The sequence below is a fragment of the Streptomyces coeruleoprunus genome, assembly GCF_039542925.1.
Classification (GTDB): Bacteria; Actinomycetota; Actinomycetes; order Streptomycetales; family Streptomycetaceae; genus Streptomyces; species Streptomyces coeruleoprunus.
Genome location: NZ_BAABIT010000001.1, coordinates 1,144,950 through 1,170,296 on the forward strand (window position 1 = coordinate 1,144,950; position 25,347 = coordinate 1,170,296).

Genomic DNA, 25,347 nt, shown 5'->3' on the forward strand with positions numbered 1-25,347 from the left:
CGTATGACGATCCGTCTGCTGCTCGCCGACGACCACCCGGTCGTACGGGCGGGTCTGCGCGCCGTGCTGGACACCGAGCCGGACTTCGCGGTGGTGGCGGAGGCCGCCACGGCGGAGGAGGCGGTGGAGCGGGCCGCGGCCGGCGGTGTGGACGTGGTGCTGATGGACCTGCAGTTCGGTGGGGGCGGCATGCACGGCGCGGAGGCGACGGCCGCGATCACCGCACGGGGCGGGGCGGCCCCGCGGGTGCTGGTGCTGACGACGTACGACACGGACGCGGACATCCTGGCGGCCGTGGAGGCGGGGGCGAGCGGCTATCTGTTGAAGGACGCCCCGCCGGAGGAGCTGGCGGCGGCCGTCCGCACGGCCGCGGCGGGCCAGTCGGCGCTCGCCCCGGCGGTCGCGCACCGGCTGATGAACCGGATGCGCACGCCCGCGGAGACGCTGACCAAGCGGGAGCTGGAAGTGCTGCAACTGGTCGGCGAGGGGCTGTCCAACCAGCAGATCAGCAAGCGGCTGTTCCTCAGCCAGGCGACGGTGAAGTCGCACCTGGTGCACGTCTTCGCGAAGCTGGGCGTCGAATCCCGCACGGCGGCGGTGGCCGAGGCGACGGCCCGCCGGCTGATCCGGCGCTGATCCCCGCACGCGTACCGCCCCGTACGCGGGTCCGGCGCTGACACCCGCACGCGTACCGCCCCGTACGCGGGTCCGGCGGCCCGGCCTGGAAGCGGGGTCCTAGTCGCCGCATTCGCGCGGGGGTACGACGGGCTTCTCCTCCGCCGTCGGGACGCGGGGCGCGCCCCGGGGCGGTGGCACGACACCCCGGACCGGCGGCTCCCCGGGACGTACCGGCCCGAACCGCTCGATGGCCGTCCGGACTTCGGCCAGCGCCGCCGCCAGGGCGCTGACCGAGCCGATGGCGCCCGCGACCAGGAGCAACGAGCGCCGTAAGCGGTGCGGCTCCGGCGGCGGGCCGCCCAGGGTCATGGCGGCCAGCGCGGCGAGCTCGTCCTCGGCGATGCCGCGGTCCGTCAGCTCGCCGCGCAGGGCGGCCAGTTCACGGCGCAGCCGGGAGACGGCGGCGCTCAGCCGCTCGACTCTCGGATCCGCGTCGTCGGTCACCTGGGCTCAGCTCGACTGTTCCACGTCCGTCGCGCCGCGCCACACCGTCAGGTCGAGGCTGATGTAGTCGCTCGGGTCGGACTCGGGCGAGAAGCCCAGCACGGAGATGAGCGCGACGTCCCCGGCCCCGTTCTGGAGGCAGATGCGGGAGCCCTTGGACATCTGGGAGTGCTCGATCGACGTGGTGTAGCGGGTCTCGCTCAGGCAGGTGTCGAGCGTGCCGGGCTGGCCGTTGCGGAGGAGGACGAGACGGCCGCCGCTGCTGGACGTGGAGAGGCCGGAGATGCCGTAGTGCAGGTCGCCGCCCTCCTCCTTCGGCTTCACCGGGTCGTCGGCCAGGGAGAGTTCATAGGTCTCGGTCAGGTCGATGCCCTTGTACTCGACCGGCGTCGGCGGGGTGGCCGGTGCGCCGCCGCCGTCGGTGGGCGTGCCTCCGCTCGTGCCGGCGTCGGCGCCCGTACCGGTGCCGGGGTCCTGGCTGCCGCCGGTCGCTCCGCCGTCGGGCGACGGGGTCGGCGTACGGGGCGTGGCGCTGTTCTTGTCGCCCTGGGACTGGTTGGTGGTCTTGCCGTTCTCCTTGAGCAGGAAGTACGCGGTGCCGCCGCCCGCGACGGCGAACGCCACGACGGCGGCGAGGGCGATGAGGCCCGCGCGCGACTTCTTCTTCGGCGGCGGCACGGGCGCGGGCGCCTGGCCGGGACGGGCGTGTGGTGGGGGCCGTACGGCGAGGCGCCGACGACCGGGTGGGTGTACGGGTGGGGCGCGGGCGCCTGGGGCTGGCCCGGGGGCGGCGTCGCGGCGTGGTCGGCCGTCGGCTGAGCGGGGCCGAACCCGATCGGCGCGGGCGAGGGCGCGGCGTGGGCGGTGGCCGGGTGCGTGGGCGCGGCGTCCGCCGGGGACTGGCCCACGGGCTGTCCGGGCGGCGGCGTCGGCGGCTGGCCGGGCGGCGGCGTCTGGGCGGCCTGCTGCGCCGGGGCGGCGGGGGCCGCGGCGGGCGCGGTGGCCGGGGCCGTCGCGGGGGGCGTGGACGGGGGCGGCGGCGTGGTCGCGGCGGCCGGGGCCGGCGGCGGCGCGGGTGGTGATGTCCGCGGCGACGGCGCCGGGCAGCCACTCCTCGGGGCGCCGCAGCGCGGTCTGGTCGCTGGCGCCCTGGCAGAGGGTGAGGACCTCGGCGACCGAGGGCCGGTCGTCCGGGTTCTTGGCCAGGCAGCGCGTCACCAGCTCGCGCAGCTGCTCGGGCAGCCCGTCGAGTTCGGGCTCCTCGTGCACGATCCGGTAGAGCACGCCGTGCGAGGTGCCCTCGCCGAAGGCGGGGCTGCCCATGGCGGCGAACGCGGCGACCTGGCCGAGCGCGAAGATGTCGGTGGCGGGCGTGACGGTGCTTCCGGCGGCCTGCTCGGGGGCCATGAACGACGGGGTGCCGATGGTGACGCCGCTGCTGGTGAGCGAGGTGGCGTCGGCGGCGCGCGCGATACCGAAGTCGATGACGCGCGGCCCGTCGGCGGCGAGCAGGACGTTGCCCGGCTTGAGGTCGCGGTGCACGATGCCGGCGCCGTGGATGACCTGGAGGGCCTCGGCGATCCCGGCCACCAGCAGCAGCACGGTGTCGACGGGCAGCGCCCCGTGGGACTGGACGGCGTCGGCGAGGGACGGGCCCGGCACGTAGGCGGTGGCGAGCCAGGGCTCGCGCGCGTCGGTGTCGGCGTCGATGACGGGCGCCGTGTAGAGGCCCTGGACGCGCTGGGCGGCCTGCACCTCGCGGGCGAACCGGCGCCGGAACTCGGCGTCCTGGGCGAAGTCGGGGCGGATCACCTTGATGGCGACGGGCCGGCCGCCGGGCGTGTACGACAGGTACACCTTGCCCATCCCGCCGGCGCCGAGCCGTGCGGCGAGCCGGTATCCGGCGACTGCGCGCGGATCGTCCTCCTCCAACGGCTGGAAGACCGTTCCCCCATGGCGTGGACTACCACTCATCAATCCGTGTCTCCTGAAAAGGACTTCGCGCATCGCACGCTGTGCTTCGCGGCACTTTGTGTGCCGGACCCGCACCTTATCCAAGGGGGGTACTCCGGCTCCACGCGCGGGCGCACGCGGGCGCGGGGACTTTTTCACCAGGTGCGGTATGCAGTCCTCATGGAGCGAACCTCACCGATGGAGAAGAACGGCGGCGCGGAGCGCGGAAGGCCCCTGGTCGCGGGCCTGCTGCTGGCGGCGGGCGGCGGGCGCAGGCTCGGCGGGCGCCCCAAGGCCCTGCTGGAGCACCGGGGCCGGCCGCTGGTGGAGCACGGCGTGGCCGTGCTGCGGGCGGGCGGCTGCCGGGTCGTCCACGTGGTGCTGGGCGCCGCCGCCGATGCCGTACGGGAGCGGGCGGACCTGGCGGGCTGCGTGCTGGTCGACAACCCGGACTGGGAGGAGGGCATGGGCTCCTCGCTACGGGTGGGCCTGGCGTCGCTGGCCGGGGCAGCGGGCGCGCCCGCTGAGGCGGACATGACCGCGCGCGCGGACGTGGACGCCGTGGTCGTGGCGCTCGTCGACCAGCCCGGCATCGGCGCGGAGGCGGTGGCGCGGGTGGCCGCGGCGTACCGGGGCCGGGACGCGCTGGCAGCGGCCTCGTACGACGGGAAGCGCGGCCATCCGGTGCTGCTGGGGGCGGACCGGTGGGCCGCGGTGGCGGCGAGCGCGGAGGGCGACCGGGGGGCGCGGGCCTATCTGGCGGCGCACGAGGCGGAGATCGTCCTGGTCCCCTGTTCGGACGTGGCGGCGCCGTACGACATCGACACGGAGGCGGATCTCGCGCACCTTGAGTGAACGGGCCGTGTACGTCGCGGCACTGAGAGCCACGTTGTGTCGACCCGAAGAATCTCGACATCAACAAACCATTGAACTTCCACCATAAGGAAACTACTATCCACTGCTCAGAAGCGTTAGACCATCAGAAGGCGCCCGCGACCGCATCCCGGCTCACGCGGCACTCAGTGCCACCCGCGTGTGGGCCGGCGGCCGCACCGCTCGCCGCCCCATGAAGCCCGCTGAAGGAAGTGACAGCTCATGTCCGCACCAGCGCCGTCTCCGCTGGCCATCGTCGAAGCCGAGCCCCTGCCACGGCAGGACGAGGTCCTCACCGACGCCGCTCTGGCCTTCGTGGCGGAGCTGCACCGGCGGTTCACGCCCCGGCGTGACGAGCTCCTGGCCCGCCGTGCCGAGCGCCGCGCCGAGATCGCCCGCACCAGCACCCTCGACTTCCTCCCGGAGACCGCACAGATCCGGGAGGACGAGAGCTGGAAGGTCGCGCCGGCCCCCGCCGCGCTGAACGACCGCCGCGTCGAGATCACCGGCCCGACCGACCGCAAGATGACCATCAACGCCCTCAACTCGGGCGCGAAGGTCTGGCTCGCCGACTTCGAGGACGCCTCCGCCCCCACCTGGCAGAACGTGATCCTCGGCCAGCTCAACCTGATCGACGCCTACGAGCGCAGGATCGACTTCACCGACGAGCGCACCGGCAAGACGTACGCCCTCAAGCCCGCCGACCAGCTCGCCACCGTCGTGATGCGCCCCCGCGGCTGGCACCTGGAGGAGCGGCACCTGCGCTTCGACGGCCGCCCGGTCCCCGGCGCCCTGGTCGACTTCGGCCTCTACTTCTTCCACAACGCGCAGCGGCTGCTCGACCTCGGCAAGGGCCCGTACTTCTACCTCCCGAAGACCGAGTCGCACCTGGAGGCCCGCCTCTGGAACGACATCTTCGTCTTCGCGCAGGACTACGTCGGCATCCCGCAGGGCACGGTCCGCGCGACCGTCCTCATCGAGACGATCACGGCCGCGTACGAGATGGAGGAGATCCTCTACGAGCTGCGCGCCCACGCCTCCGGACTCAACGCCGGCCGCTGGGACTACCTCTTCTCCATCGTCAAGAACTTCCGTGACGGCGGCGCCAAGTTCGTCCTCCCCGACCGCAACGCGGTCACGATGACGGCCCCGTTCATGCGCGCGTACACCGAACTCCTCGTCCGCACCTGCCACAAGCGCGGCGCCCACGCGATCGGCGGCATGGCGGCGTTCATCCCGTCCCGCAAGGACCCCGAGGTCAACAGGGTCGCCTTCGAGAAGGTCAAGGCCGACAAGGACCGCGAGGCGACGGACGGCTTCGACGGCTCGTGGGTCGCCCACCCGGACCTCGTGCCCATCGCGATGGCGTCGTTCGACGCGGTCCTCGGCGAGCGGCCCCACCAGAAGGACCGCCTCCGCGAGGACGTCTCGGTGGCCCCCGGCGACCTGATCGCCATCGACTCGCTGGACGCCAGGCCCACCTACGAGGGCCTGCGCAACGCCGTCCAGGTCGGCATCCGCTACATCGAGGCGTGGCTGCGCGGCCTCGGCGCGGTGGCCATCTTCAACCTGATGGAGGATGCGGCGACCGCCGAGATCTCCCGCTCCCAGATCTGGCAGTGGATCAACGCGGGCGTCGTCTTCGAGAACGGCGAGACGGCCACCCCCGAACTGGCGCGCCAGGTCGCCGCCGAGGAACTGGCGGCGATCCGCGAGGAGATCGGCGAGGACGCCTTCACCGTCGGCAGGTGGCAGCAGGCGCACGACCTGCTGCTGAAGGTCTCCCTCGACGAGGACTACGCGGACTTCCTCACGCTCCCCGCGTACGAGCAGCTGATCGGCTGACCCGCACAGCGGCCGACCGGCCTCTCCCGGGGCCCACCGCCCCCTGGTGTCGCACAGCACCGGGGGGCGGTGTCATGCGCGGGCGGCACCGCTCGCCGCGGCTACCGCCCCACAGCTCCTCGTCACGCACTGCGGGAGCACCGACTCGGCGCGGAACCAGGGCGTTTCTTACCGATCATCCGATCGTTGGCTCGGGCGTGGCGTTGACCGGGCTTCGAAAGGATCCGCTGTGAACAACACCTGGGCAGCTCGGGCCGAACCGGCCTCCCGCGCCGCGCAGATCGCTGCATTCCAACGACAGCGCGACGCGTGCGCCCACCATGACCTCGACGCCATGGTGTCCGTGTACACCGAGGGAGTCCACTATGAGGAGAAGACGCTCCGGTGGGACCTGCACAGCCGCGATGAGGTTCGAGACCAGTTCGGCGTCTTCTTCGCCGCCACCTCTGAGTTGGGGCTGATTCTGCTGGACAGCGTCCATGAAGCGGACCGGGCCGCGTTCTTGTGGCGCTTCACCGGAACCCTTCATTCCGGACCGCGGTTCGACGTCTTCGGAGCGAGCCAGTCCACCTTCACTCCCGACGGACGCATCAGCCACGAGATCGCGGTGTGGAACCTGGCCGAGCTGCCTGATCGTGCCGCCCAGGACTTGGGGCTGAATCCCGCGACCGCGTACACCCCCTTCACCGCATGGGCAGCAAACGGCCGGGGCACGGCGGCCGCGAGGCTGGCGAAGCGCTTCTAGGCTTCCTTCGTGGCGGTCCTCTCGTAGCGGGCGGCCAGGCCTCGCCGCTGCTTCAGGCGGGTGACGCGGCGTTCGACGGTGTTGCGCTGTTGGTCGGCTTCGTGATCGGAGCCGGGATGCCGCTAGCGCACCACCACCGTTCGCTGGGCCGAGAAGTCGCCCCAGGTGCCGTCCGGGAGTCTGGCGCGGAGTTTGACGCTGTGGCGGGTGCCCGCGGGGTCGGTGACGGTGATGGAGTACGTGGCCGTGCCGGCGGGTGGGGCCGTGCCCCAGACGATGGTGGTGGCGAACTTGCCGTCCAGGTAGAGCTGGTGCTCCTTGACCGGGCCTCCCGTGCGGGGCGGGGTCCAGGTCAGGACGATCTCGCCGGGCGGGCCCGTGCGGTGAGGCCGGTGGGGGCGGTGGAGGCGCCGTCGCCGGGGCCGGGGGCGGTGGTGAGGTCGACGGGGGTGCTGTCGGGCGAGGAGTTCTCGGCGGCGTCGCGGGCCCGGACGGTGAAGCGGTACGTGGTGGAGGGCGCGAGCCGGTCGACGTCCACCATGGTCCGGTCGCCCGGCAGGGTCTTGACCCTGCGGCCGTGCTGGAAGACGTCGTAGCCGGTCACGGCCCTGTCGTCGGTGGCCGCCGCCCACATGACGTGCGCGGAGGTGGCGCTGCCCGCCTGGGCGGTCACGCCGGTGGGGACGGACGGCGGCCGGGTGTCGCGCTCCTCCGCCCCGCACGCCACGAGGAGGACTGCGGCGAGCGGGGCGGCCGACACCGCGAGCAGGCGTGGTCGGTGCACGGTCGGACCTCCGGCGTGGGGGGGGATTGGTCCAGACCTGTATGACACAGCGGCTCGGGGTCTTCAAGGGGTCGGCATCGGTGGGCGTGAGCCGACTCGTTCAGGGGCAGACCGGGACGCTGTTGGTGTCACTGTAGATGTCATTGTCGCTCATGTGGCCCCAGGCGCCGTTGTCGGCCTGGGTCCACAGCCAGCGCGTGGGGTGGGGTCCGCCGTGGTTCGGGCCGTATTCGTAACGGCACTGGAACCACGACGGGTTGGAGTACATGCGGCCCACGACCGTCTTGAAGTCGCTTGCGGAGTACACGGGAGCGCCCTTGACGTTGTAGCAGTAGAAGTACAGGCTGCCCGGCTTGCGCCAGCAGGGGCTCGCCTGGGCGTCCGCGGCGGCGCTGCCGCTGGTGGCGAGGGTGGCGGCCGCCAGGGTGAGGGCGCCGAGCGCGGCCGTGAGGGTCTTCCGTGTGCGGGACATGGAGGTCCTTCCGTGAGCTGGTGCGGCTGGTGTTCCGGTGCTGTACCGCTGGTGTGCGTACTTCCGTGGGACGGGGCGCGGCGGTCCCCCGTATGACGAGGGCGTGCGGGCCGTGTCGGACGGCGGTGCGGACGGCCGTTGTCAGTGGTGTGCGCTTCACTGGATTCGTCACTCTCCGTAATCGATCGAGGGGGAAGTATGACGGACCGTACGACGTATGTGACCTTGGCCGCGCTCCGGCGGCGGGGCTGGACCGACGGCATGGTGCGGGACCTGCTGGGTGCGCCGGATGTGCAGGGGCGCAATCCACGGCTCTGGTCGCTCGCGCCGGTGCGGCTGTACCTGCTGGCGCGGGTCGAGGCGGTCGAGCGGACGCCGGAGTTCGTGGCCTGCGCGCGGGCGGGCGGCGCGCCGGGAGCCGTGGCGCCGCGGGTGGCGGCGGAGCGGCGGCGGCAGGCGGTGCTGGCGACGCTGCGGGCTGAGCCGATCCGGGTGCCCATCCTGCCGCGGGCGGAGCTGGAGCGGCGGGCGGCCCGGCACCGGCGGGCGGTGGGGGGAGGCGCGGACGACGGGGATCCGGTGCGGTGGCAGGTCGGCTACCTCCGCCACGCCCTGCGCTCGTACGACGTGCTGCTGGACGGCCTGTTCGCGGCGACGGGTCGCGCGGAGGCGGAGCGGCTGCTGCGGGACCGGGTGTACGGGGCGATCGCGCAGGCGTACCCGTGGCTGGCCGACGAGTGCCGGCGGCGGATGAGGGGCGGTGGGCGGCGATGACGGGTGCTGCGGTGACGTGTGTCGCGGTGACGGGCGCGGTGGTGACGCGGGCCGGGGTGGGGCTCTCCGTTCCGCGTCCCGACCGGCGGGTGTTACGCCGGGATCTGCTCGGGGTCGTGGATCTCGTCGTACCGGGCGCGGGACTCCGCGATCGAGACGCGGTGCCGCTCCGCCCACTGCGTGAGGTTCGTGAGGGTGGCGTGCAACTCACGGGCCACGGGGGTCAGTGCGTACTCGACCTTCGGCGGCACCGTCGGGTACACCGTGCGGGTGACCAGGCCGTCGCGCTCCAGGTTGCGCAGGGTCAGCGTGAGCATGCGGCGGCTGATGCCCTCGATGCCGCGCTCCAGTTCGGTGAACCGGATGGGGCCGTGACCGGCGGCGATCAGGATCGGGACGCTCCATTTGCCGACCACCCTGTCAAGAACTTCCCGGATGGGGCAGGCCTCCGCGTTCACCACCTGCGGCGTAACACGCGTGTTCCCTTGGGACATGGAAGTGCCTCCTTCTCGTGGCCCTCATGGTCACCCACGATGAACTCCGTTACAAGTCATGCACCTTTGGAGGGGGATCACCATGGCCAGGTCGGCCGCACCCGTGACGGTACGGGAGACGCGCGGGAAGGACAGGCGTCGGGCGGCACTGCTCGTGCTGTGCTCGGGCATGCTGATGACCGTGCTCGACGGGAACATCGTGACCGTCGCGATGCCGGCGATCCAGCGGGACCTCGGGTTCAGCCCGGCGGGGCTCGCCTGGGTGGTCAACGCCTACCTCATCGCCTTCGGCGGGCTGCTGCTCCTGGCCGGCCGGCTGGGCGATCTGCTGGGCCGCAAGCGGATGTTCACGGCCGGGCTGGCCGTGTTCACGGTGGCGTCGCTCCTGTGCGGGGTGTCCTTCAGCCAGGAGATGCTGATCGCCGCCCGGTTCCTCCAGGGCGTCGGCGGTGCCATGACCTCGGCGGTGGTGCTGGGGATGCTGGTCGCCCTGTTCCCGGAGCCGCGCGAACAGGCCGGGGCGATCGCGGTGTTCAGCGCGGTGGGCGCGGCCGGTGGCGCTCTCGGCACGTTTCTCGGCGGGGCGCTGACGTCCGCGCTGAACTGGCACTGGATCTTCCTGATCAATCTGCCGATCGGCCTGGTCGCCCTGGTCGCCGCCGTGCGGGTGCTGGCCCCGGAGCGGGGCGCGGGTCTGGGCCGGGGCGCCGACTACTGGGGGGCGGCGCTGGTCACCGCGGCCCTGATGCTGGGTGTCTACACGATCGTCGAGGCCGCCGAGTACGGCTGGTCCTCGGCGCACACCCTCGGGTTCGGCGCCCTGTCGGCCGCGCTGCTCGCGGGCTTCGCGATACGGCAGGCGCGCGCGGCGAACCCGCTGCTGCGGCTGCGGCTCTTCCGCTCCCGCACCCTGTCGGGTGCGAACGGCATCCAGGTCCTGATGATCGCGGGCATGTTCGGCTTCCAGTACCTGGGAGCGCTGTACCTCCAGCAGGTCCTCGGGTACGACGAGCTGCTGACGGGCGTCGCGTTCCTGCCGGCCCCGGTCGTCATCGGCGCGCTGATGCTGGGCCTGTCGGCTCGGCTCACGGCCCGGTTCGGGGCGCGGCGCCTGCTGGTCGCCGGTCTGGTGCTGATCGTCGCGGGCCTCGCGTGGCTGGCCCGCGCGCCGGAGAACGGGGCCTATCTGGTGGACGTGCTGCCGGCGATGCTGCTCCTGGGCGCCGGTTTCGGGCTGGGGATGCCCCCGTTGACGGGTCTGGCCATGGCGGACGCCCGGCCGGAGGACGCGGGCCTCGCGTCGGGGCTGTTCAACACTACGCAGGTGGTGGGCGGCGCGCTGGGCCTCGCTGTCCTGACGACGCTGGCCGCCGACCGGACGCGGGAGCTGACGGGCACCGGGGTGGCGGCCCGGGAGGCGCTGGCCGGCGGTTTCCAGCTGGCCTTCGGTGTGGCGGCCGCGGTGGTCGCGGTGGCGCTGGCCCTGGCGGTGACGACCCTGCGCAAGCCGGGCACCCGGACGAGCGGACGGGCCGACGGGCCGACCTCCGGTACCGGCACCCGGAAGGCGGCCGAGCCGGGTCGTACGAACGCGGCCGGCACAGCAGGCGCTCAGGAAACAGCCGACACAACAGGTGGTCCGGACACGGCCGGCGCAGCAGGCGCTCCGGATGCGGCCGGCACGACCCGCATCCCGGGCGCGGCCGACGGAGGACGCACCGCCGGTGGAGCCCCGACCGCCCGGACGGCCGGCATCACCACCGGAGCCCACACCGCCGGCGAAGCCGGCAGCCCCCTCGGCGTGGACCCCGCCCGCATACCGGGCGCCGCCGCGACCGCGACCGCGACCACGACCGCGACCGCGACCGCGACCACCACCTGAGCCCCGCCGCGTGCCGCGCGCACCACGCACACCGCAGGACGCGTCCGCACGCCACGCGCCGGGGCCCCGTAAACCGATGGGATACGGGGCCCCGGCGTGGCATGCTCCCGGGCCATGGCTCATCGACCAGGCCGCCCCGGCCTCCGCCCCAGTCTCTACATCTCCGTCGACATCGAGGCCGACGGCCCGATCCCCGGCCCGTACTCGATGCTCAGTCTCGGCGCGGCCGTGGCCGGGCGGCAGGACGTGGACGGGTATGTCGCGGCGGACCCGGAGGCGGACACGTTCTACCGGGAACTGCGGCCCATCAGCGGGGAGTTCGTGCCCGAGGCGCTGGTGGTGAGCGGCCTGGACCGTGACCGTCTGCTCGTGGAGGGCGCCGATCCGGCGGCCGCGCTGGGCGAGTTCGCCGCCTGGGTGCGCGGGGTGAGTGGGGGCGCCCAGCCGGTGATGTGCGGCTACCCGGCCTCGTACGACTGGACGTTCCTCTACTGGTATCTGGTGCGCTTCACCGGCGGGAGCCCGTTCGGGCACTCGGGGTGCCTGGACATGAAGACGCTGTACGCGACGAAGGCGCGGCTGCCGCTGAGGGCGGTGGCGAAGCGGACGATGCCCCGCGAGCTGCTGTCCGCGCGGCGGCACACGCACCACGCGCTGGACGACGCGATCGAGCAGGCGGAGCTGTTCAGCAATCTGATGGCCTGGCCCGGGGTGTGACGGCGCGCCCCGGGCCAGGGCCTGGTGCCCTCAGTGGGCGGCGGCGGGCTTGGCCGCCCTGGCGTCGGAGATGTCCTCGCCGGATTCCATGGGGGCCGTGACCTCGTCCGCGTCCCTCCGGGCGCCCACGTGGTTGAAGACCAGGTTGAGCAGGACGGCCGCGACGCAGCCGGTGGAGATGCCGGAGTCCAGGATGATCTTCGCGGTCTCCGGGAAGGCGTGGTAGAACTCGGGCGCCGTGATCGGGATGATGCCGACGGCCAGGGAGACGGCGACGATCAGGACGTTGTTGTCCTTGTCCAGGCCCGCCTTGACGAGGGTCTGGATGCCGCTGGCGGCGACCGAGCCGAAGAGGACGACGCCCGCGCCGCCCAGGACGGGGCGGGGTACGACCGCGATCAGGGACGCGGCCATGGGGCACAGGCCCATGAGGACGAGGAAGCCGCCGCCGGCCGCGACGACGAAGCGGCTGCGGATGCGGGTCATGGCGACGAGCCCGATGTTCTGGGCGAAGGCGCTGCACATGAAGCCGTTGAAGAGGGGGCTGAGCGCCGAGCCGAGGGTGTCGGCGCGCAGTCCGGCCGCGATGGTCTTCTCGTCTGCGGGCCTCTCGACGATCTCGCCGAGGGCCAGCATGTCGGCGGTGGACTCGGTCATCGACACGATCATCACGACGCACATGGAGATGATCGCGGCGACGGCGAACTGCGGGGCGCCGAAGTGGAACGGGGTGGGGAAGCCGACGACGTCCGCGTCCGTGACCGGGCTGAAGTCGGTGACGCCGAACGGTATGGCGATCAGGGTGCCGACGACCAGGCCGACGAGGACGGCGATCTGCTTGAGGAAGCCGCGGGTGAAGCGGCGGAGCAGAAGAACCACGACGAGGGTGATGGCGGCGAGGGTGAGGTAGGTGGTCGAGCCGTAGTCGTCCGCGGCGGGGTTCGGGCCCTGCGCCCAGCCGAAGGCCACGGGCAGCAGGGACACGCCGATGAGGGTGATGACCGTGCCGGTGACGACGGGCGGGAAGAAGCGGACGAGTTTGCTGAACCAGGGGGCGGCGATGAAGCCGAGGACACCCGCGACGATGATGGCGCCGAAGATGACCGGCAGGGCGTCGGCCTTGTCGTCGGTCGTGTCGACGATCGCGAGCATGGGGGCGACGCCGGCGAAGGTGACACCGTTGACGAAGGGCAGCCGGGCGCCGATCTTCCAGACGCCGAGGGTCTGGAGGAAGGTGGCGAGGCCTGCGGTGAAGAGGCTGGCGCCGGTGAGGAAGGTCAGTTCGGTGGCGGAGAGGCCGACGGCGGCTCCGACGATCAGCGGCGGGGCGACCACACCCGCGTACATGGCGGCCACGTGCTGGAGGCCGCTGGTGAGCATCTTCAGGGGCGGGAGCGTCTCGTCGACCGGATGCTTCCGGTCCGCGGGTTCGCTGGGGGTGGGGTTGCCTGCATCGGTGTCGGACCTTGGCGTGGCGGCCACGGCGGTTCCTCCGGTCGGTTAACGCGTCGGCGGAGACGCGGGTGTCAGGGAGGTGCTGCTGGTGATGCGGGAGGTCTGTGGGGGGCGTGGCGGAAGGTGAGGGGCGCGTGCGGGCGGGCTCATGACCGTTCCGGGGGGTGCCGTACCACTCTTGGTACGGCACCCCCCGGTCCGGCTGCCGTGCACCCCGCTCGGGTTCACGGCGACCGGCCGAGGGCCGTCCCCCTCGGCCGGACTTCGTGGATCGACGCCGGGGCTCAGCCCTGGGCGGCGATGCGGGCGAGGCGCTGGGCCTCGTCCCGGGTGGAGCGCGCGATGGCGTCCTCGTCGGCGGTCAGCAGCCGGTTGTTCTCGACGATCTGGCGGCCGTTGACGAACGACGCGGTGACCGGGGCCGCCGCGCCGAAGACGAGGGCGGTGACCGGGTCGGCGATGGAGGCGTGGGCGAGGGTGTCCAGCTTCCACAGCACGAGGTCGGCGAGCTTGCCGGGCTCCAGGGAGCCGATCTGGTCGGCGCGGCCGAGGACCTGGGCGCCGCCGTACGTGCCGAGGCGCAGGGCCTGGCGGGCGTTGAGGGCGGCCTCGCGGTGGGCGCCGAGCCGGTTGATGAGCAGGGCGTTGCGCAGCTCGGTGTGGAGTTCGCCGGACTCGTTGGAGGCGGTGCCGTCGACGCCGAGGCCCACGGGTACGCCGGCCTTGAGCATGTCGGGGACGCGGGCGATGCCGGCGGCGAGGCGCGCGTTGGACGACGGGCAGTGGGCGACGCCGGTCCTGGTACGGGCGAACGCCTCGATGTCGGAGTCGTTCATGTGGACGCAGTGGGCCATCCACACGTCCTCGCCGAGCCAGCCGGTGGACTCGAAGTAGTCGGTGGGGCCCATGCCGAACAGCTCGTGGCAGAACTGCTCCTCCTCCACGGTCTCCGAGCCGTGGGTGTGCATGCGCACACCGAGGCGGCGGGCGAGTTCCGCGCCCTGCCTGAGCAGTTCGGTGGAGACGGAGAAGGGCGAGCAGGGGGCGACGGCGACCTGGGTCATCGCGTCGAAGGAGGCGTCGTGGTGCTTCTTGACGGTCTCCTCGGTGGCGGCGAGGGCGCCGTCGAGGGTCTCGACGGCGAAGTCCGGCGGGAGGCCGCCGTCCTTGACGCTGCGGTCCATGGAGCCGCGGGCCAGGGTGAAGCGGACGCCCATCTCGGAGGCGGCGCGGATGATGGCGCCGGAGAGGTCGCCCGAGCCGTGTGGGAAGACGTAGTGGTGGTCCATGGCGGTGGTCACGCCGCCGCGCGCCATCATCGCCAGCGAGCCCTGGGCGGCCGAGTAGGCCATCTGCTCGTCGATGCGCGCCCAGGTCGGGTAGAGCGCGACGAGCCAGTTGAAGAGGTTGTGGTCGGTGGCCAGGCCGCGGGTGATCCACTGGTAGAAGTGGTGGTGCGTGTTGATGAGGCCCGGGGTGACGAGATGGCCGGTGGCGTCGATGCGCCGGACCACGTCCGTCAGCCCCTCGGGGGCCCGTCCCGCGCCGATCGACTCGATCCTGTTGTCCGCGATGACGACGTGGCCCGAGGCGTACTCGGTGTCCTGGGCGTCGACGGTCGCGATCGCGCAGTTCTCGATCACGATGCGCTGGGCTGCCGAAGGTGCCATGGTGCGTCCTTCTTCTGTCAAGTGGCGAGAGGGCACGGCAGGACCCTAGGAGGATTTGAGTGCCGCGGCCTGGCGGCTGCGGGTGCCGAGAGGGTGAAGACGAAGGACCGTACGGCGGTCCGCCCCGACCCGCCGAGGCGGGACGGACCGCCGGCCGGGTCAGAGGTTGGTCATGTCGACCGGGATGTGGGCCTCCGCGCCGTCCCGCAGGATGGTGGCCTCGATGAGGCCGTAGGGGCGGTCGGCCGCGAAGTAGACCTCGTTGTCGTTCTTGAGCCCGAACGGCTCCAGGTCCACCAGGAAGTGGTGCTTGTTCGGGAGCGAGAAACGGACTTCGTCGATCTCGGAGCGGTTGTTGATGATCCGCGCGCCCATCTGGTACAGCGTCTGCTGGAGCGACAGGGAGTAGGTCTCGGCGAAGGCCTGGAGCATGTGCTTCCTGACCTGCTCGTAGGACTTCTCCCAGTTCGGCATGCGCTGCTCGTCGTCGGTCCAGTTGAACCGCCAGCGACCGGACACCTGGGTGGCCAGGATGCGGTCGTAGGCCTCCTGGAGGGTCGTGTACTTGTCCTTCACGTACCCCCAGAACTCCGAGTTGGTGGAGTTCATGACGACGAGGTCCTTGAGGCCGGAGATGACCTGCCACTTGTCACCGTCGTAGGTGATCTCGGTGACGCGGGTCTCCTGGCCCTTGCGGACGAAGGAGTGCTTGACCTCGTCGGCGCCGATGAACTTCGAGTTGGCGTCGGACGTGGCGATGCGCTCCCAGGCGTACTCCTCGATCCGGATGCGGGCCTGGTGGATGGGCTCCTGGCTGGTCACGAAGTGCCGGGCGAGGTGGATGCCGAACTGCTCGGCGGACTCGATGCCGTACTCCTTGGCGAACGCGTACACCGTGTTCTTGGTGGTGTCGGTCGGCAGGACGTTGGCGTTCGAGCCGGAGTAGTGGACCTCGTCCATGTCGCCGGAGAGGGCGACGGAGACGTTGAGGTCCTTGATGTGGTGCGTTGCGCCGTCCCGCGTGATCTTTACGACGCGGTTCTCTGCTTTGCCGTACTGGTTCTGGCCGAGAATCGTGGGCATGGTGTCTGCTAGCTCCCTCGGTAAACGGAGTAGCCGAACGGGTTGAGCAGCAGCGGTACGTGGTAGTGCTCGCCCGGTACGACGGCGAAGGTGATCGCCACCTCGGGGAAGAACACGCCGCTGTCCCGTGTCGCGGGGGCGTCCTGCTGTGCCTCGGCTTGCTTCTTGACGAAGTACGCCTCGGTCTCGAAGTCGAGGCGTACGTGGGTCGTCCCTTCCGGCAGGGCCGGGAGGTCCTTGCACCGCCCGTCCGCGTCGGTCGCGGAGCCGCCGAGGGCCACCCACTCCGCGTCCCGGCCGCTGCGGGCCGCGAGGGAGATGGCGACGCCCTCGGCGGGGCGTCCGATGCTGGTGTCCAGGATGTGCGTGGACACCGAGGCGGTGGTGTGCGTGCTCATGCGCGGTCTTCCTCCACGAGACGGGTCAGCCGGATGCGGTTGATCTTGCCCAGTTCGGCGCGGACGATCTCCCGCTCCTCCTCGGGCGTGTGGCCGATCCGTTCCCGGACCGCGTCGCGCATCTGCTCGCCGGTACGGCCGGTGGCGCAGATCAGGAAGACATGGCCGAACTTCTCCTGGTACGCCAGGTTCAGTTCGAGCATCTCGGCCTTGAGCGCCTCGGAGGCGCCGGCCATCCCGCTCTGTTCGCGGGCGGACGTGGGGTCCCCGGGCTTCGGGCGGCCGATCGGCGGGTGCCCCGCCATCGCCTCGGCCAGGTCCTCGGCGGTCAGCTCGGCCATGGCGGCGTCGCTGGCGCGGAAGAGTTCCTCGGCGGAGGCGTAGGGGCGCTGGGCGAGCAGTTTGCTCCCCCACGCCGAACTGGCGCAGACCTCGTGCAGGGCGGCGAGCGCGTCGCTGTCCGCGGAGGTGTTGAACCGGGCGAGGCCCGGTGTCGAGGTCGAAGTCACGGGGAGCCTCCGTGGCTGTTTTTCGCTGTGCGTCGGACGGGCTGCGGATAGCTAACGCCCTGCGAAGACGTGACGTCAACACTTTGTTGAAAAGTCGGTGACACAAAAGCCGCCGCCCGGACATCCGGGCGACGGCCTGTCGTCACTTCCCCTTCGCGGCGTTTTCCCTGTTCAGGTAGTTGTACACGGTGAAGCGGCTGACACCGAGGGCGCCGGCCACAGTCTCGACCCCATGCCGTACGGAGAAGGCGCCGCGGGCCTCCAGGGCGCGGACGATCTCCTGCTTGGACTTGCGGTCCAGCTCGGCGAGCGGCATGCCGTGCCGCCGTTCCAGGGCCGCCAGGATGTGGTCCAGGGAGTCGGCGAGCTGCGGCAGGCGGACCGCGAGGACGTCCTCGCCCTCCCAGGCGAGCACCACGTCGTCGGGTTCGGCCTGCTCGGGTACGAGCATCCGCCCGCCCATCGCGTCGACCAGCGGTTTCACCGCGGTGATCAGCGGGTGCTCGCCTGCTGTGGTCATGCCTCGTCCTCCCCGATCACATTGACCTGGAGCGACACGCGGGTGGCCCCGGCCTCCAGGCTGCGGCGCAGCAGGGCCTCGACCGCGGCGAGGACGGCGTCGGCACGGCCCTCGGCGGTGTTGCCGAAGGGGCCGACGTCGACGGCGTCCAGCTCGGCGCCCTGGATCACCTCGCGGGCCACGACGGCATGGGTCGGGGCCTCGTCGAGGTCGAACGGTTCGGTCGTGAACTCGACCCTCAATCGCTCCATGCCCTCACGGTAGCGCCGCCGTCCGGGGGTCCACTTGGCGGGTGGGCCTTGACAAGTCCGGCACCCACGTCGCAGTCTTCCGTTACGCAGAAATGAACTTCCGCGATACGGAAGGAGCGCCGCCCCTCATGGCCCGCTTTTCAGAAGACGCAGGCAAGGCCCAGCGCTTCGATGTGAACCTGTCGATCCTCTTCACCGAGCTCCCGCTGCTGGAGCGCCCCGCGGCCGCCGCCGCGGCGGGCTTCACCGCGGTCGAGCTGTGGTGGCCCTGGATCGAGACGCCCACGCCCGAGCAGAGCGAGCTCGACGCCCTGAAGAAGGCGCTGGACGACGCCGGCACCCAGCTGGTGGGGCTGAACTTCTACGCCGGGCAGCTCCCCGGCCCGGATCGTGGCGCCCTCTCCGTACCGGGTGAGGAGTCGGACCGCTTCCGCGCCAACATCGACGTGGCCGCCGACTTCGCCGCCTCGGTCGGCTGCAAGGCGCTCAACGCGCTCTACGGCAACCGCGTCGACGGCGTGGACCCGGCCGCGCAGGACGAACTCGCCCTGGAGAACCTGGTCCTGGCGGCCCGCGCCGCCGACCGGATCGGTGCGATCCTGCTGGTCGAGGCCCTCAACAAGCCCGAGTCGCCGCTCTACCCACTGGTGAGCGCCCCGGCCGCGGTCGAGGTCGTCGACAAGGTGAACGAGGCCACGGGACTCGGCAACGCCAAGTTCCTCCTCGACCTCTACCACCTGTCGATGAACGGCGAGGACCTGGAGGCCGTGATCGACGCGTACGCCGCGAAGACCGGCCACGTCCAGATCGCCGACAACCCGGGCCGTGGCGCGCCGGGCACCGGCGACCTCGACCTCTCCGGTCTGCTCACCCGCCTGCGCGACCGCGGTTACGAGGGCTGGGTCGGCCTGGAGTACAAGGCCGGCGACCGCCCGAGCGCCGACAGCTTCGACTGGCTGCCGCGGGAACTGCGCGCCGCCAACTGACCTCACGCAAGAGCTTTTTGAAAGAGGTAACCCTCATGAGCACCGCCCCCGCCGCTTCCTCCCAGCCGACCCTCCCGACGATTGCCTGGATCGGTCTCGGCATCATGGGCTCCCCCATGTCCGAGAACCTGCTCAAGGCCGGCTACTCGGTCACCGGCTTCACGCTGGAGCAGGAGAAGCTGGACCGGCTCGCCAAGGCCGGCGGCACCGCCGCCGGGTCGATCGCCGAGGCGGTCCGCGACGCGGACGTCGTCATCACGATGGTGCCCGCGTCGCCGCAGGTCGAGGCCATCGCCTACGGCCCCGACGGCATCCTGGAGAACGTCAAGGAGGGCGCGCTGCTGATCGACATGTCGTCGATCACGCCGCAGACCTCGATCGACCTGGCGAAGAACGCCCGGGAGAAGGGCATCCGGGTGCTCGACGCCCCGGTGTCCGGTGGTGAGGCCGGTGCCATCGAGGCCGTGCTGTCCATCATGGTGGGCGGCGAGCAGGCCGACTTCGACGCCGCGCTGCCGATCCTCCAGGCGCTGGGCAAGACCATCGTCCTGTGCGGCCCGCACGGCTCCGGCCAGACGGTGAAGGCCGCCAACCAGCTGATCGTGGCGGTCAACATCCAGGCGTGCGCCGAGGCCGTGGTCTTCCTGGAGAAGTCCGGCGTGGACCTCAAGGCGGCCCTGGACGTCCTCAACGGCGGACTGGCCGGCTCCACGGTCCTGACGCGCAAGAAGGACAACTTCCTCAACCGCGACTTCGCCCCGGGCTTCCGGATCGACCTGCACCACAAGGACATGGGCATCGTGACCGACGCCGCCCGCAACGTCGGCGCCGCCCTGCCGGTCGGCGCCGTGGTCGCCCAGCTGGTCGCCTCGCTGCGCGCCCAGGGCGACGGCGGCCTGGACCACTCGGCCCTGCTGCGTGCGGTGGAGCGCCTGTCGGGCGCCCAGCTCTGACACCGGCCGGCAGCAGCCCCCTGACTCCCGGCCCGGTGCTCCGCTCCTGACACGGTCCCGGGCCGGGCCAGACTTCCGGCGGCGTCGGCGCTGACACCTGTCCTGTCGCGCCCAGGCGCCGGCGCCGTCCGGAACACCCTCTCCTCTTTCAACAAACTGTTGACGTCTCCTTCGGGGCGTACTTACGCTCCTGAGCACCGCCAGCAGCTCCCGCACGGAAGGTCGACCCGACAACATGGCACAGCGCGTGCTTACGACCGAGTCCGGCGCCCCGGTCGCCGACAACCAGAACTCCGCCACCGCCGGCGTCGGTGGCCCGCTCCTGATCCAGGACCAGCACCTGATCGAGAAGCTGGCCCGGTTCAACCGCGAGCGCATCCCGGAGCGCGTGGTCCACGCGCGCGGTTCCGGCGCGTACGGCTACTTCGAGGTGACGGACGACGTCACGGCCTACACCAAGGCCGACTTCCTCGCCGAGGTCGGCAAGCGGACCGAGCTGTTCATCCGCTTCTCCACGGTGGCCGACTCGCTCGGCGGCGCGGACGCGGTCCGTGACCCGCGCGGCTTCGCGGTGAAGTTCTACACCGAGGAGGGCAACTACGACCTCGTCGGCAACAACACCCCGGTGTTCTTCATCAAGGACCCGATCAAGTTCCCCGACTTCATCCACTCGCAGAAGCGCGACCCGTTCACGGGCAAGCAGGAGCCGGACAACGTCTGGGACTTCTGGGCGCACGCCCCGGAGGCCACGCACCAGATCACCTGGCTGTTCGGCGACCGCGGCATCCCGGCGTCGTACCGCCACATGAACGGCTACGGCTCGCACACGTACCAGTGGACGAACGCCAAGGGCGAGGCCTTCTTCGTCAAGTACCACTTCAAGACGAACCAGGGCATCCGCTGCCTGTCCTCCGAGCAGGCCGCCGAGGTCGTCGGCTCCGACGCCACCTCGCACCAGACGGACCTGCTCCAGGCGATCGAGCGGGGCGTGAACCCGTCCTGGACGCTGTACGTGCAGATCATGCCGGCGGCCGAGGCGGCGGACTACCGCTTCAACCCGTTCGACCTCACCAAGGTGTGGCCGCACGCCGACTACCCGCTGCAGCGGGTCGGCCGGATGGTCCTCGACCGCAACCCGGACAACGTCTTCGCCGAGGTCGAGCAGGCCGCGTTCTCCCCGAACAACTTCGTGCCCGGCATCGGCCCGTCCCCGGACAAGATGCTCCAGGGCCGCCTCTTCGCCTACGCGGACGCCCACCGCTACCGCCTCGGCGTCAACCACACGCAGCTGCCGGTGAACGCGCCCAAGGCGACCGTGGCGGACAACTACGGCCGCGACGGCTTCATGGCCACCCGCAACGGCTCGCGCCACGACAAGAACTACGAGCCCAACTCGTACGCCGGCCCGTCGCAGACGGACCAGGCCCTGTCCGCCGCCCTCGCGGTCTCGGGCTGGACCGGCACCCACGCCGCCCCGACGCACGTCAAGGACGACGACTTCTTCCAGGCCGGCGAGCTGTACCGGCTGATGTCGGAGGAGGAGAAGGGCCGGCTCGTCGCGAACATCGCGGGCAGCCTGTCCCAGGTCTCCCGCGAGGACGTCATCGAGAAGAACCTCGCCCACTTCCACGCCGCCGACGCCGACTACGGCAAGCGCGTGGAGGAGGCGGTCCGCGCCCTGCGCGAGGACTGAGCGGTCCGCTCGATGTGATGACGGCGTACGGCGACTGACGGGAGGTCGGCCGCCGTACGCGGTCCGCACCGCAGGCCCGGATGAGGGGTGGCCGGTGGTACGGACAGCTGAGGACCGCGGCGGCGTGCGCACCAGTGCGGTGGTGAGGACGCCCCGGCCCCCTTCTTGACCTGAAGGAAGGCGGACCGGACGCTCCGCCGCCCGCCGCCGCGGTCCCGAACCTCCCCACACGCCCCGTCCGGCGGCGCGAACGTCCTGTCGCGCCAGCCTCGCACCGTCGGACGGTTTCCAGCTCCACCCCGCACACACCCGCACAGAGCCAGAGCGCGGAGTCGGTTTACGGTCCCGACTCCGCGCTCTTCTGCGTGCCCGTCGGACGGGGGCTGCGCCCCCCAGACGCCCTATCGCGCCTGGACGGCGCTCGTCCTCGAACGCCGGAGGGGCTGATTTCAGCCCCTCCGGCGTTCGAGGAGCGGGGGTTCGGGGGCGGAGCCCCCGATTCGGGAAGGGGCGGGGTAGGGGCAAGACCCGCCGGACACGACCTGGGCCGCGCCGCCCTCAGTGGGCCACCGGGTGGTGGGCCGGGTCTATCAGGCGGTCCAGGACCATGCGGACCACGCGGAACGCCGTCGCCGCCGTCTCGTCGGCGGCGCGTTCCTCCTCCGCGCTGGCCCAGTCGCGGGCGGCCCTCAGCCGGCGCAGCAGTTCGTCCGCGTCCACACCCTGGCTCATGCTGTACGCCTACCCCGGCATCGGGGAGACCTGCACACGGAAACGGCCCCCGTCCCGGAGTGTCCGGGACGGGGGCCGTTCCTGCTCCCCTGCGGCGTGGGTCAGGCGAGCGGGCGGATGGCCGTCGGGGCGTGGCCGGGCTCGGTGGCGAGCTCCTCCCACTCCGTGATGTCGCTGATGTCCATGGTCCGGCTCATCGAGATATTGGTGATCCGCTCCAGGATCGCCTCGACGAGGACCGGCACCCGGTGCTCGGCGGCCAGCTTCTTGGCCTCCTCGAAGGCGGGCAGCAGCTGGTCGGGCTCGGTGACCCGGATGGCCTTGCAGCCCAGGCCCTCGGCGACCTTGACGTGGTCGACGCCGTAGACGCCGATCTCGGGCGAGTTGATGTTCTCGAACTCCAGGTTGACCTGGAAGTTGATGTCCAGGCCGGCCTGCGCCTGGCGGATCAGGCCCAGGTAGGAGTTGTTCACGAGGACGTGGACGTACGGGATGCGGTGCTGCGCGCCGACCGCCAGCTCCTCGATCATGAACTGGAAGTCGTAGTCGCCGGACAGCGCGACGACCTGGGCCTCCGGGTCGGCCTTGGCGACGCCCAGCGCGGCCGGGATGGTCCAGCCGAGCGGGCCGGCCTGGCCGCAGTTGATCCAGTGGCGCGGCTTGTAGACGTGCAGCATCTGCGCGCCGGCGATCTGGGAGAGGCCGATGGTGGTGACGTAGCGCGTCTCCGGGCCGAACGCCTTGTTCATCTCCTCGTACACGCGCTGCGGCTTCATCGGCACGTTGTCGAAGTGCGTACGGCGCTGGAGGGTCGCCTTGCGCTCCTGCGCGGAGGCGATCCACGCGGAGCGGTCGGGCAGCCGGCCCTCGGCCTTCAGCTCGCGCGCCACCTCGACGAACAGCTCCAGGGCCGCCTTGGCGTCCGAGGTGATGCCGTAGTCGGGGGCGAAGATCTTGCCGATCTGCGTGGGCTCGATGTCGACGTGGACGAACTTCCGGCCCTTGGTGTAGACGTCCAGCTTGTAGCCGGTGTGGCGGTTGGCCCACCGGTTGCCGATGCCGAGGACGAAGTCGGACTCCAGGAACGTCGCGTTGCCGTAGCGGTGCGAGGTCTGGACGCCGACCATGCCGGCGTTCAGCTCGTGGTCGTCCGGGATGGTGCCCCAGCCCATCAGGGTGGGGATGACCGGGGTGCCGGTGATCTCGGCGAACTCGACCAGCAGGTCGGAGGCGTCGGCGCCGATGACACCGCCGCCGGCGACGATCAGCGGGCGCTCGGAGTCGAGGAGGAAGGAGATCGCCTTCTCGATCTGGGCACGGGTCGCGGCCGGCTTGTAGACGGGCAGCGGCTCGTACGTCTCCGGGTCGAAGTCGATCTCGGTCAGCTGGACGTCGATCGGCAGGTCGATGAGGACCGGGCCGGGGCGTCCCGAGCGCATCAGGTGGAAGGCCTGCTGGAAGACGCCGGGGACCTGCGCGGCCTCCAGGACCGTCGTGGCGGCCTTGGTGACCGGCGCGGCGATCGACGCGATGTCGACGGCCTGGAAGTCCTCCTTGTGGATCACGTGGGTCGGCGCCTGGCCGGTGATGCAGAGGATCGGAATCGAGTCACCGATGGCCGAGTACAGGCCGGTGATCATGTCGGTGCCGGCCGGGCCCGACGTACCGATGCAGACACCGATGTTGCCGGGGTTCGTGCGGGTGTAACCCTCGGCCATGTGCGAGGCGCCCTCGACATGGCGGGCGAGGGTGTGGTCGATGCCGCCGCCCTCTTTGAGGGCCTTGTAGAAGGGGTTGATCGCCGCGCCCGGCACACCGAACGCGTTGGTGACGCCTTCGCGCTTGAGGATCTCAACTGCCGCTCGGGCGGCGGTCATTCGAGGCATGGGTGCTCCTGCTTCGGCCTGGCGGATCCGGGCTCTGTCGCGCCACCTGAGAGCATCGATCCGTACTTGTTTCCGCATTGCGGAAGCTTCTTTCTGTTATACGGAAGCAATGTAGGGGTGGGTCCGTGAAGCCGTCAAGGGATGGCCGAACTCCCTCCCCAACCCGCTGCGCTTGGTGGACCATGGGTCACGGAACGAAGGGGGCTGCTGATCGTGGGAGAGAACGTGCCGGTGCGCTGTCCCGGGTGCCGGCGGGCGCATGCGTACGCGCCGCCCGTGCTTCCGTGCGCCTGCGGGGCGCCGGTCGCTCCGCCGCTCGTCGGGGGCGCTCCCCCGGAGCCGGTCACCCGCCGGACCTGGAACGACGAGTGGGTCACCGTGCTGTGCGGGGCCTGCGGGCGCCTCGGGCAGTGGCCGCAGCCCGAGCTGGGCTGCCCCTGCGGGACGGTGCTACGGCTCCCCGTACGGCCCGTCCCGGCGGATCCGGCACCCGGTCCGTCCCGGGCCGGCTCGCCCGTGCCGCCGCCCGGCGGTGGTACGACGGCGTCGACGACCGGCCTGTCGACGGTGTACGCACCCGCCCAGATCCCGCCGGCGCCGGCAGCCGCCGCGGTGCCGCGGCCCGCGTTCCACCCGGTCCCCATCCGCACGGTGCGCGACGTGGTGACGGCGGCCGCGCTCTACCTGCGCTGGCTCGGGTTCCCCGATGTCGTCCAGCCCGAGGAGCACGCGCAGACCCGCCCCGGCATCGAGCTGCGCGGCCCCGGGCTGTACGCCGAGGTCGACCCCACCACGCGGCCGGTGACCCTGCGGGCGGTGGAGTGCCTGTGGCTGGAGGGACTCGCCGCGTCGGCGGCCGGCGTCTACTTCTCCCTCGCCGGGTACGAGCAGAAGGCGCGGGACCGGGCCGACGGCGTCGGCCTGCCGCTGTTCGTCATGGACCTCACGGGCACGCCGCAGCCGGTCAACGGCGCGGCGGACGAGCTGCTGGCGGGCGGGGCGTGAGGCACGTGCGCATCCGCCCCGCCCGTCCGGAGGACGTGCCGCGCCTCCAGGACATCGAGCGCGCCGCCGGTGAGCCCTTCCGGGCGCTCGGCATGGACGCCGTCGCCGACGACGACCCGCCGGACCGCGAGGTCCTGGAGGGCTATCTGCGCGCCGGCCGCGCCTGGGTCACCGACGGGGACGGCGCAAGGACCCGGGGCGGGCCGCCCATGGCGTACCTGATCTGGGACGACGTCGACGGCGCGGCCCATGTCGAGCAGGTCTCCGTCCACCCGGACGCCGCCCGCCGCGGCCTCGGCCGCGCCCTGATCGGGCACCTGGCGGACCGGGCCGCGGCCCGCGGCGTACCGGCCCTGACCCTGACGACGTTCCGGGACGTGCCGTGGAACGCCCCGTACTACGCACGCCTCGGCTTCCGCCCCCTGAGGGAGGCGGAACTCACCGAGGGGCTGCGCGCCATCCGGCACGCGGAGGCGTCCCACGGCCTGGACCGCTGGCCGCGCCTGTGCATGCGGCGAGAGCTGGACCTCCGGGCCGGGTGACGG

26 protein-coding genes are annotated in these 25,347 nt (G+C 71.7%); 12 read left to right on the plus strand and 14 right to left on the minus strand.

The features are described 5' to 3' along the window. Positions 1 to 3: 3 nt before the first annotated feature. Positions 4 to 636, plus strand: a complete 633-nt coding sequence (locus ABEB09_RS05260) for a response regulator (RefSeq protein WP_345687574.1) — start codon at positions 4 to 6, stop codon at positions 634 to 636. 99 nt (positions 637 to 735) lie between these two features. Here ABEB09_RS05260 and ABEB09_RS05265 read toward each other — a convergent pair whose 3' ends face one another. Together ABEB09_RS05265 and ABEB09_RS05270 are read right to left on the minus strand one after the other, a co-directional pair. After that, positions 736 to 1,122, minus strand: a complete 387-nt coding sequence (locus ABEB09_RS05265; protein ID WP_345687576.1) for a DUF5955 family protein — start codon at positions 1,120 to 1,122, stop codon at positions 736 to 738. 6 nt (positions 1,123 to 1,128) lie between these two features. Beyond that, a complete protein-coding gene (locus tag ABEB09_RS05270) occupies positions 1,129 to 3,096 on the minus strand; it encodes a serine/threonine-protein kinase (protein WP_345687578.1) in 1,968 nt (655 codons plus the stop codon). Positions 3,097 to 3,255: 159 nt separating this feature from the next. On the opposite strand from ABEB09_RS05270, the gene ABEB09_RS05275 reads away from it, so the two are divergent. From ABEB09_RS05275 to ABEB09_RS05285, 3 genes are all read left to right on the plus strand, one after another. Then, positions 3,256 to 3,930 (plus strand): nucleotidyltransferase family protein, encoded by a 675-nt coding sequence (locus tag ABEB09_RS05275; protein WP_345687580.1) that lies wholly within the window; start codon positions 3,256 to 3,258, stop codon positions 3,928 to 3,930. A 240-nt stretch (positions 3,931 to 4,170) separates the two neighbouring features. Next, entirely contained in the window at positions 4,171 to 5,793 is a 1,623-nt protein-coding gene (aceB, locus tag ABEB09_RS05280) for a malate synthase A (RefSeq protein ID WP_345687582.1), read from the plus strand. Between the two features lie 229 nt (positions 5,794 to 6,022). Further along, complete coding sequence (locus ABEB09_RS05285) at positions 6,023 to 6,538, plus strand: nuclear transport factor 2 family protein (RefSeq protein ID WP_345687584.1); 516 nt, start codon at positions 6,023 to 6,025, stop codon at positions 6,536 to 6,538. 352 nt (positions 6,539 to 6,890) lie between these two features. Here the strand turns inward: ABEB09_RS05285 and ABEB09_RS34870 are convergent, their stop codons facing one another. Then, complete coding sequence (locus ABEB09_RS34870) at positions 6,891 to 7,322, minus strand: fibronectin type III domain-containing protein (protein WP_425580042.1); 432 nt, start codon at positions 7,320 to 7,322, stop codon at positions 6,891 to 6,893. Between the two features lie 100 nt (positions 7,323 to 7,422). Continuing rightward, positions 7,423 to 7,794 carry a hypothetical protein gene (locus ABEB09_RS05295; protein WP_345687586.1) on the minus strand — a complete coding sequence of 124 codons (372 nt, stop codon included), beginning with the start codon at positions 7,792 to 7,794 and terminating at the stop codon, positions 7,423 to 7,425. 198 nt (positions 7,795 to 7,992) lie between these two features. Here ABEB09_RS05295 and ABEB09_RS05300 point away from each other — a divergent pair, with 198 nt between their 5' ends. Further along, positions 7,993 to 8,568 carry a hypothetical protein gene (locus tag ABEB09_RS05300; protein ID WP_345687588.1) on the plus strand — a complete coding sequence of 192 codons (576 nt, stop codon included), beginning with the start codon at positions 7,993 to 7,995 and terminating at the stop codon, positions 8,566 to 8,568. A gap of 92 nt (positions 8,569 to 8,660) precedes the next feature. On the opposite strand, the gene ABEB09_RS05305 is transcribed toward ABEB09_RS05300, so the two are convergent. After that, the gene (locus tag ABEB09_RS05305; protein WP_345687590.1) at positions 8,661 to 9,062 is read right to left on the minus strand and encodes a winged helix-turn-helix transcriptional regulator; all 402 of its coding nucleotides are present in this window, start codon (positions 9,060 to 9,062) and stop codon (positions 8,661 to 8,663) included. An 82-nt stretch (positions 9,063 to 9,144) separates the two neighbouring features. Here ABEB09_RS05305 and ABEB09_RS05310 point away from each other — a divergent pair, with 82 nt between their 5' ends. Next, complete coding sequence (locus ABEB09_RS05310; protein WP_380842591.1) at positions 9,145 to 10,944, plus strand: DHA2 family efflux MFS transporter permease subunit; 1,800 nt, start codon at positions 9,145 to 9,147, stop codon at positions 10,942 to 10,944. Between the two features lie 114 nt (positions 10,945 to 11,058). Then, positions 11,059 to 11,661 carry a 3'-5' exonuclease gene (locus ABEB09_RS05315; RefSeq protein WP_345687592.1) on the plus strand — a complete coding sequence of 201 codons (603 nt, stop codon included), beginning with the start codon at positions 11,059 to 11,061 and terminating at the stop codon, positions 11,659 to 11,661. Between the two features lie 30 nt (positions 11,662 to 11,691). Here ABEB09_RS05315 and ABEB09_RS05320 read toward each other — a convergent pair whose 3' ends face one another. From ABEB09_RS05320 to ABEB09_RS05350, 7 genes are all read right to left on the minus strand, one after another. Then, on the minus strand, positions 11,692 to 13,041 hold the full coding sequence (locus ABEB09_RS05320; RefSeq protein WP_345693843.1) for a nucleobase:cation symporter-2 family protein: 1,350 nt from the start codon (positions 13,039 to 13,041) through the stop codon (positions 11,692 to 11,694). Positions 13,042 to 13,400: 359 nt separating this feature from the next. Next, a complete protein-coding gene (locus ABEB09_RS05325; protein ID WP_345687594.1) occupies positions 13,401 to 14,786 on the minus strand; it encodes an 8-oxoguanine deaminase in 1,386 nt (461 codons plus the stop codon). Positions 14,787 to 14,945: 159 nt separating this feature from the next. Beyond that, entirely contained in the window at positions 14,946 to 15,869 is a 924-nt protein-coding gene (gene pucL, locus ABEB09_RS05330; protein ID WP_345687596.1) for a factor-independent urate hydroxylase, read from the minus strand. A gap of 8 nt (positions 15,870 to 15,877) precedes the next feature. Next, positions 15,878 to 16,267: a hydroxyisourate hydrolase gene (gene uraH / locus ABEB09_RS05335; protein ID WP_345687598.1), complete on the minus strand. Its 390-nt coding sequence runs from the start codon at positions 16,265 to 16,267 to the stop codon at positions 15,878 to 15,880. After that, a complete protein-coding gene (gene uraD / locus ABEB09_RS05340) occupies positions 16,264 to 16,776 on the minus strand; it encodes a 2-oxo-4-hydroxy-4-carboxy-5-ureidoimidazoline decarboxylase (protein ID WP_345687600.1) in 513 nt (170 codons plus the stop codon). The genes uraH and uraD overlap by 4 nt, the downstream gene beginning before the upstream one ends. Before the next feature lie 142 nt (positions 16,777 to 16,918). Then, on the minus strand, positions 16,919 to 17,296 hold the full coding sequence (locus ABEB09_RS05345) for a helix-turn-helix domain-containing protein (RefSeq protein WP_345687602.1): 378 nt from the start codon (positions 17,294 to 17,296) through the stop codon (positions 16,919 to 16,921). Further along, positions 17,293 to 17,547, minus strand: a complete 255-nt coding sequence (locus ABEB09_RS05350) for a YkoF family thiamine-binding protein (RefSeq protein ID WP_345687604.1) — start codon at positions 17,545 to 17,547, stop codon at positions 17,293 to 17,295. Before ABEB09_RS05350 ends, ABEB09_RS05345 begins: the two co-directional genes overlap by 4 nt. Positions 17,548 to 17,675: 128 nt before the next feature. Here ABEB09_RS05350 and ABEB09_RS05355 point away from each other — a divergent pair, with 128 nt between their 5' ends. From ABEB09_RS05355 to ABEB09_RS05365, 3 genes are all read left to right on the plus strand, one after another. Continuing rightward, the gene (locus tag ABEB09_RS05355; RefSeq protein WP_345687606.1) at positions 17,676 to 18,533 is read left to right on the plus strand and encodes a TIM barrel protein; all 858 of its coding nucleotides are present in this window, start codon (positions 17,676 to 17,678) and stop codon (positions 18,531 to 18,533) included. 35 nt (positions 18,534 to 18,568) lie between these two features. Further along, positions 18,569 to 19,486, plus strand: coding sequence for a 2-hydroxy-3-oxopropionate reductase (locus tag ABEB09_RS05360; protein WP_345687608.1), 918 nt, complete (start codon positions 18,569 to 18,571; stop codon positions 19,484 to 19,486). Between the two features lie 235 nt (positions 19,487 to 19,721). Then, the gene (locus tag ABEB09_RS05365) at positions 19,722 to 21,179 is read left to right on the plus strand and encodes a catalase (RefSeq protein WP_345687610.1); all 1,458 of its coding nucleotides are present in this window, start codon (positions 19,722 to 19,724) and stop codon (positions 21,177 to 21,179) included. Positions 21,180 to 21,737: 558 nt separating this feature from the next. Here the strand turns inward: ABEB09_RS05365 and ABEB09_RS05370 are convergent. Then, positions 21,738 to 21,911 carry a hypothetical protein gene (locus ABEB09_RS05370; RefSeq protein WP_345687612.1) on the minus strand — a complete coding sequence of 58 codons (174 nt, stop codon included), beginning with the start codon at positions 21,909 to 21,911 and terminating at the stop codon, positions 21,738 to 21,740. A gap of 101 nt (positions 21,912 to 22,012) precedes the next feature. Next, complete coding sequence (gene gcl / locus ABEB09_RS05375) at positions 22,013 to 23,797, minus strand: glyoxylate carboligase (protein WP_345687614.1); 1,785 nt, start codon at positions 23,795 to 23,797, stop codon at positions 22,013 to 22,015. A 276-nt stretch (positions 23,798 to 24,073) separates the two neighbouring features. On the opposite strand from gcl, the gene ABEB09_RS05380 reads away from it, so the two are divergent. Continuing rightward, positions 24,074 to 24,802, plus strand: a complete 729-nt coding sequence (locus tag ABEB09_RS05380) for a hypothetical protein (protein ID WP_380842587.1) — start codon at positions 24,074 to 24,076, stop codon at positions 24,800 to 24,802. A gap of 5 nt (positions 24,803 to 24,807) precedes the next feature. Continuing rightward, positions 24,808 to 25,344 carry a GNAT family N-acetyltransferase gene (locus ABEB09_RS05385; RefSeq protein ID WP_345687618.1) on the plus strand — a complete coding sequence of 179 codons (537 nt, stop codon included), beginning with the start codon at positions 24,808 to 24,810 and terminating at the stop codon, positions 25,342 to 25,344. Positions 25,345 to 25,347: the final 3 nt, after the last annotated feature.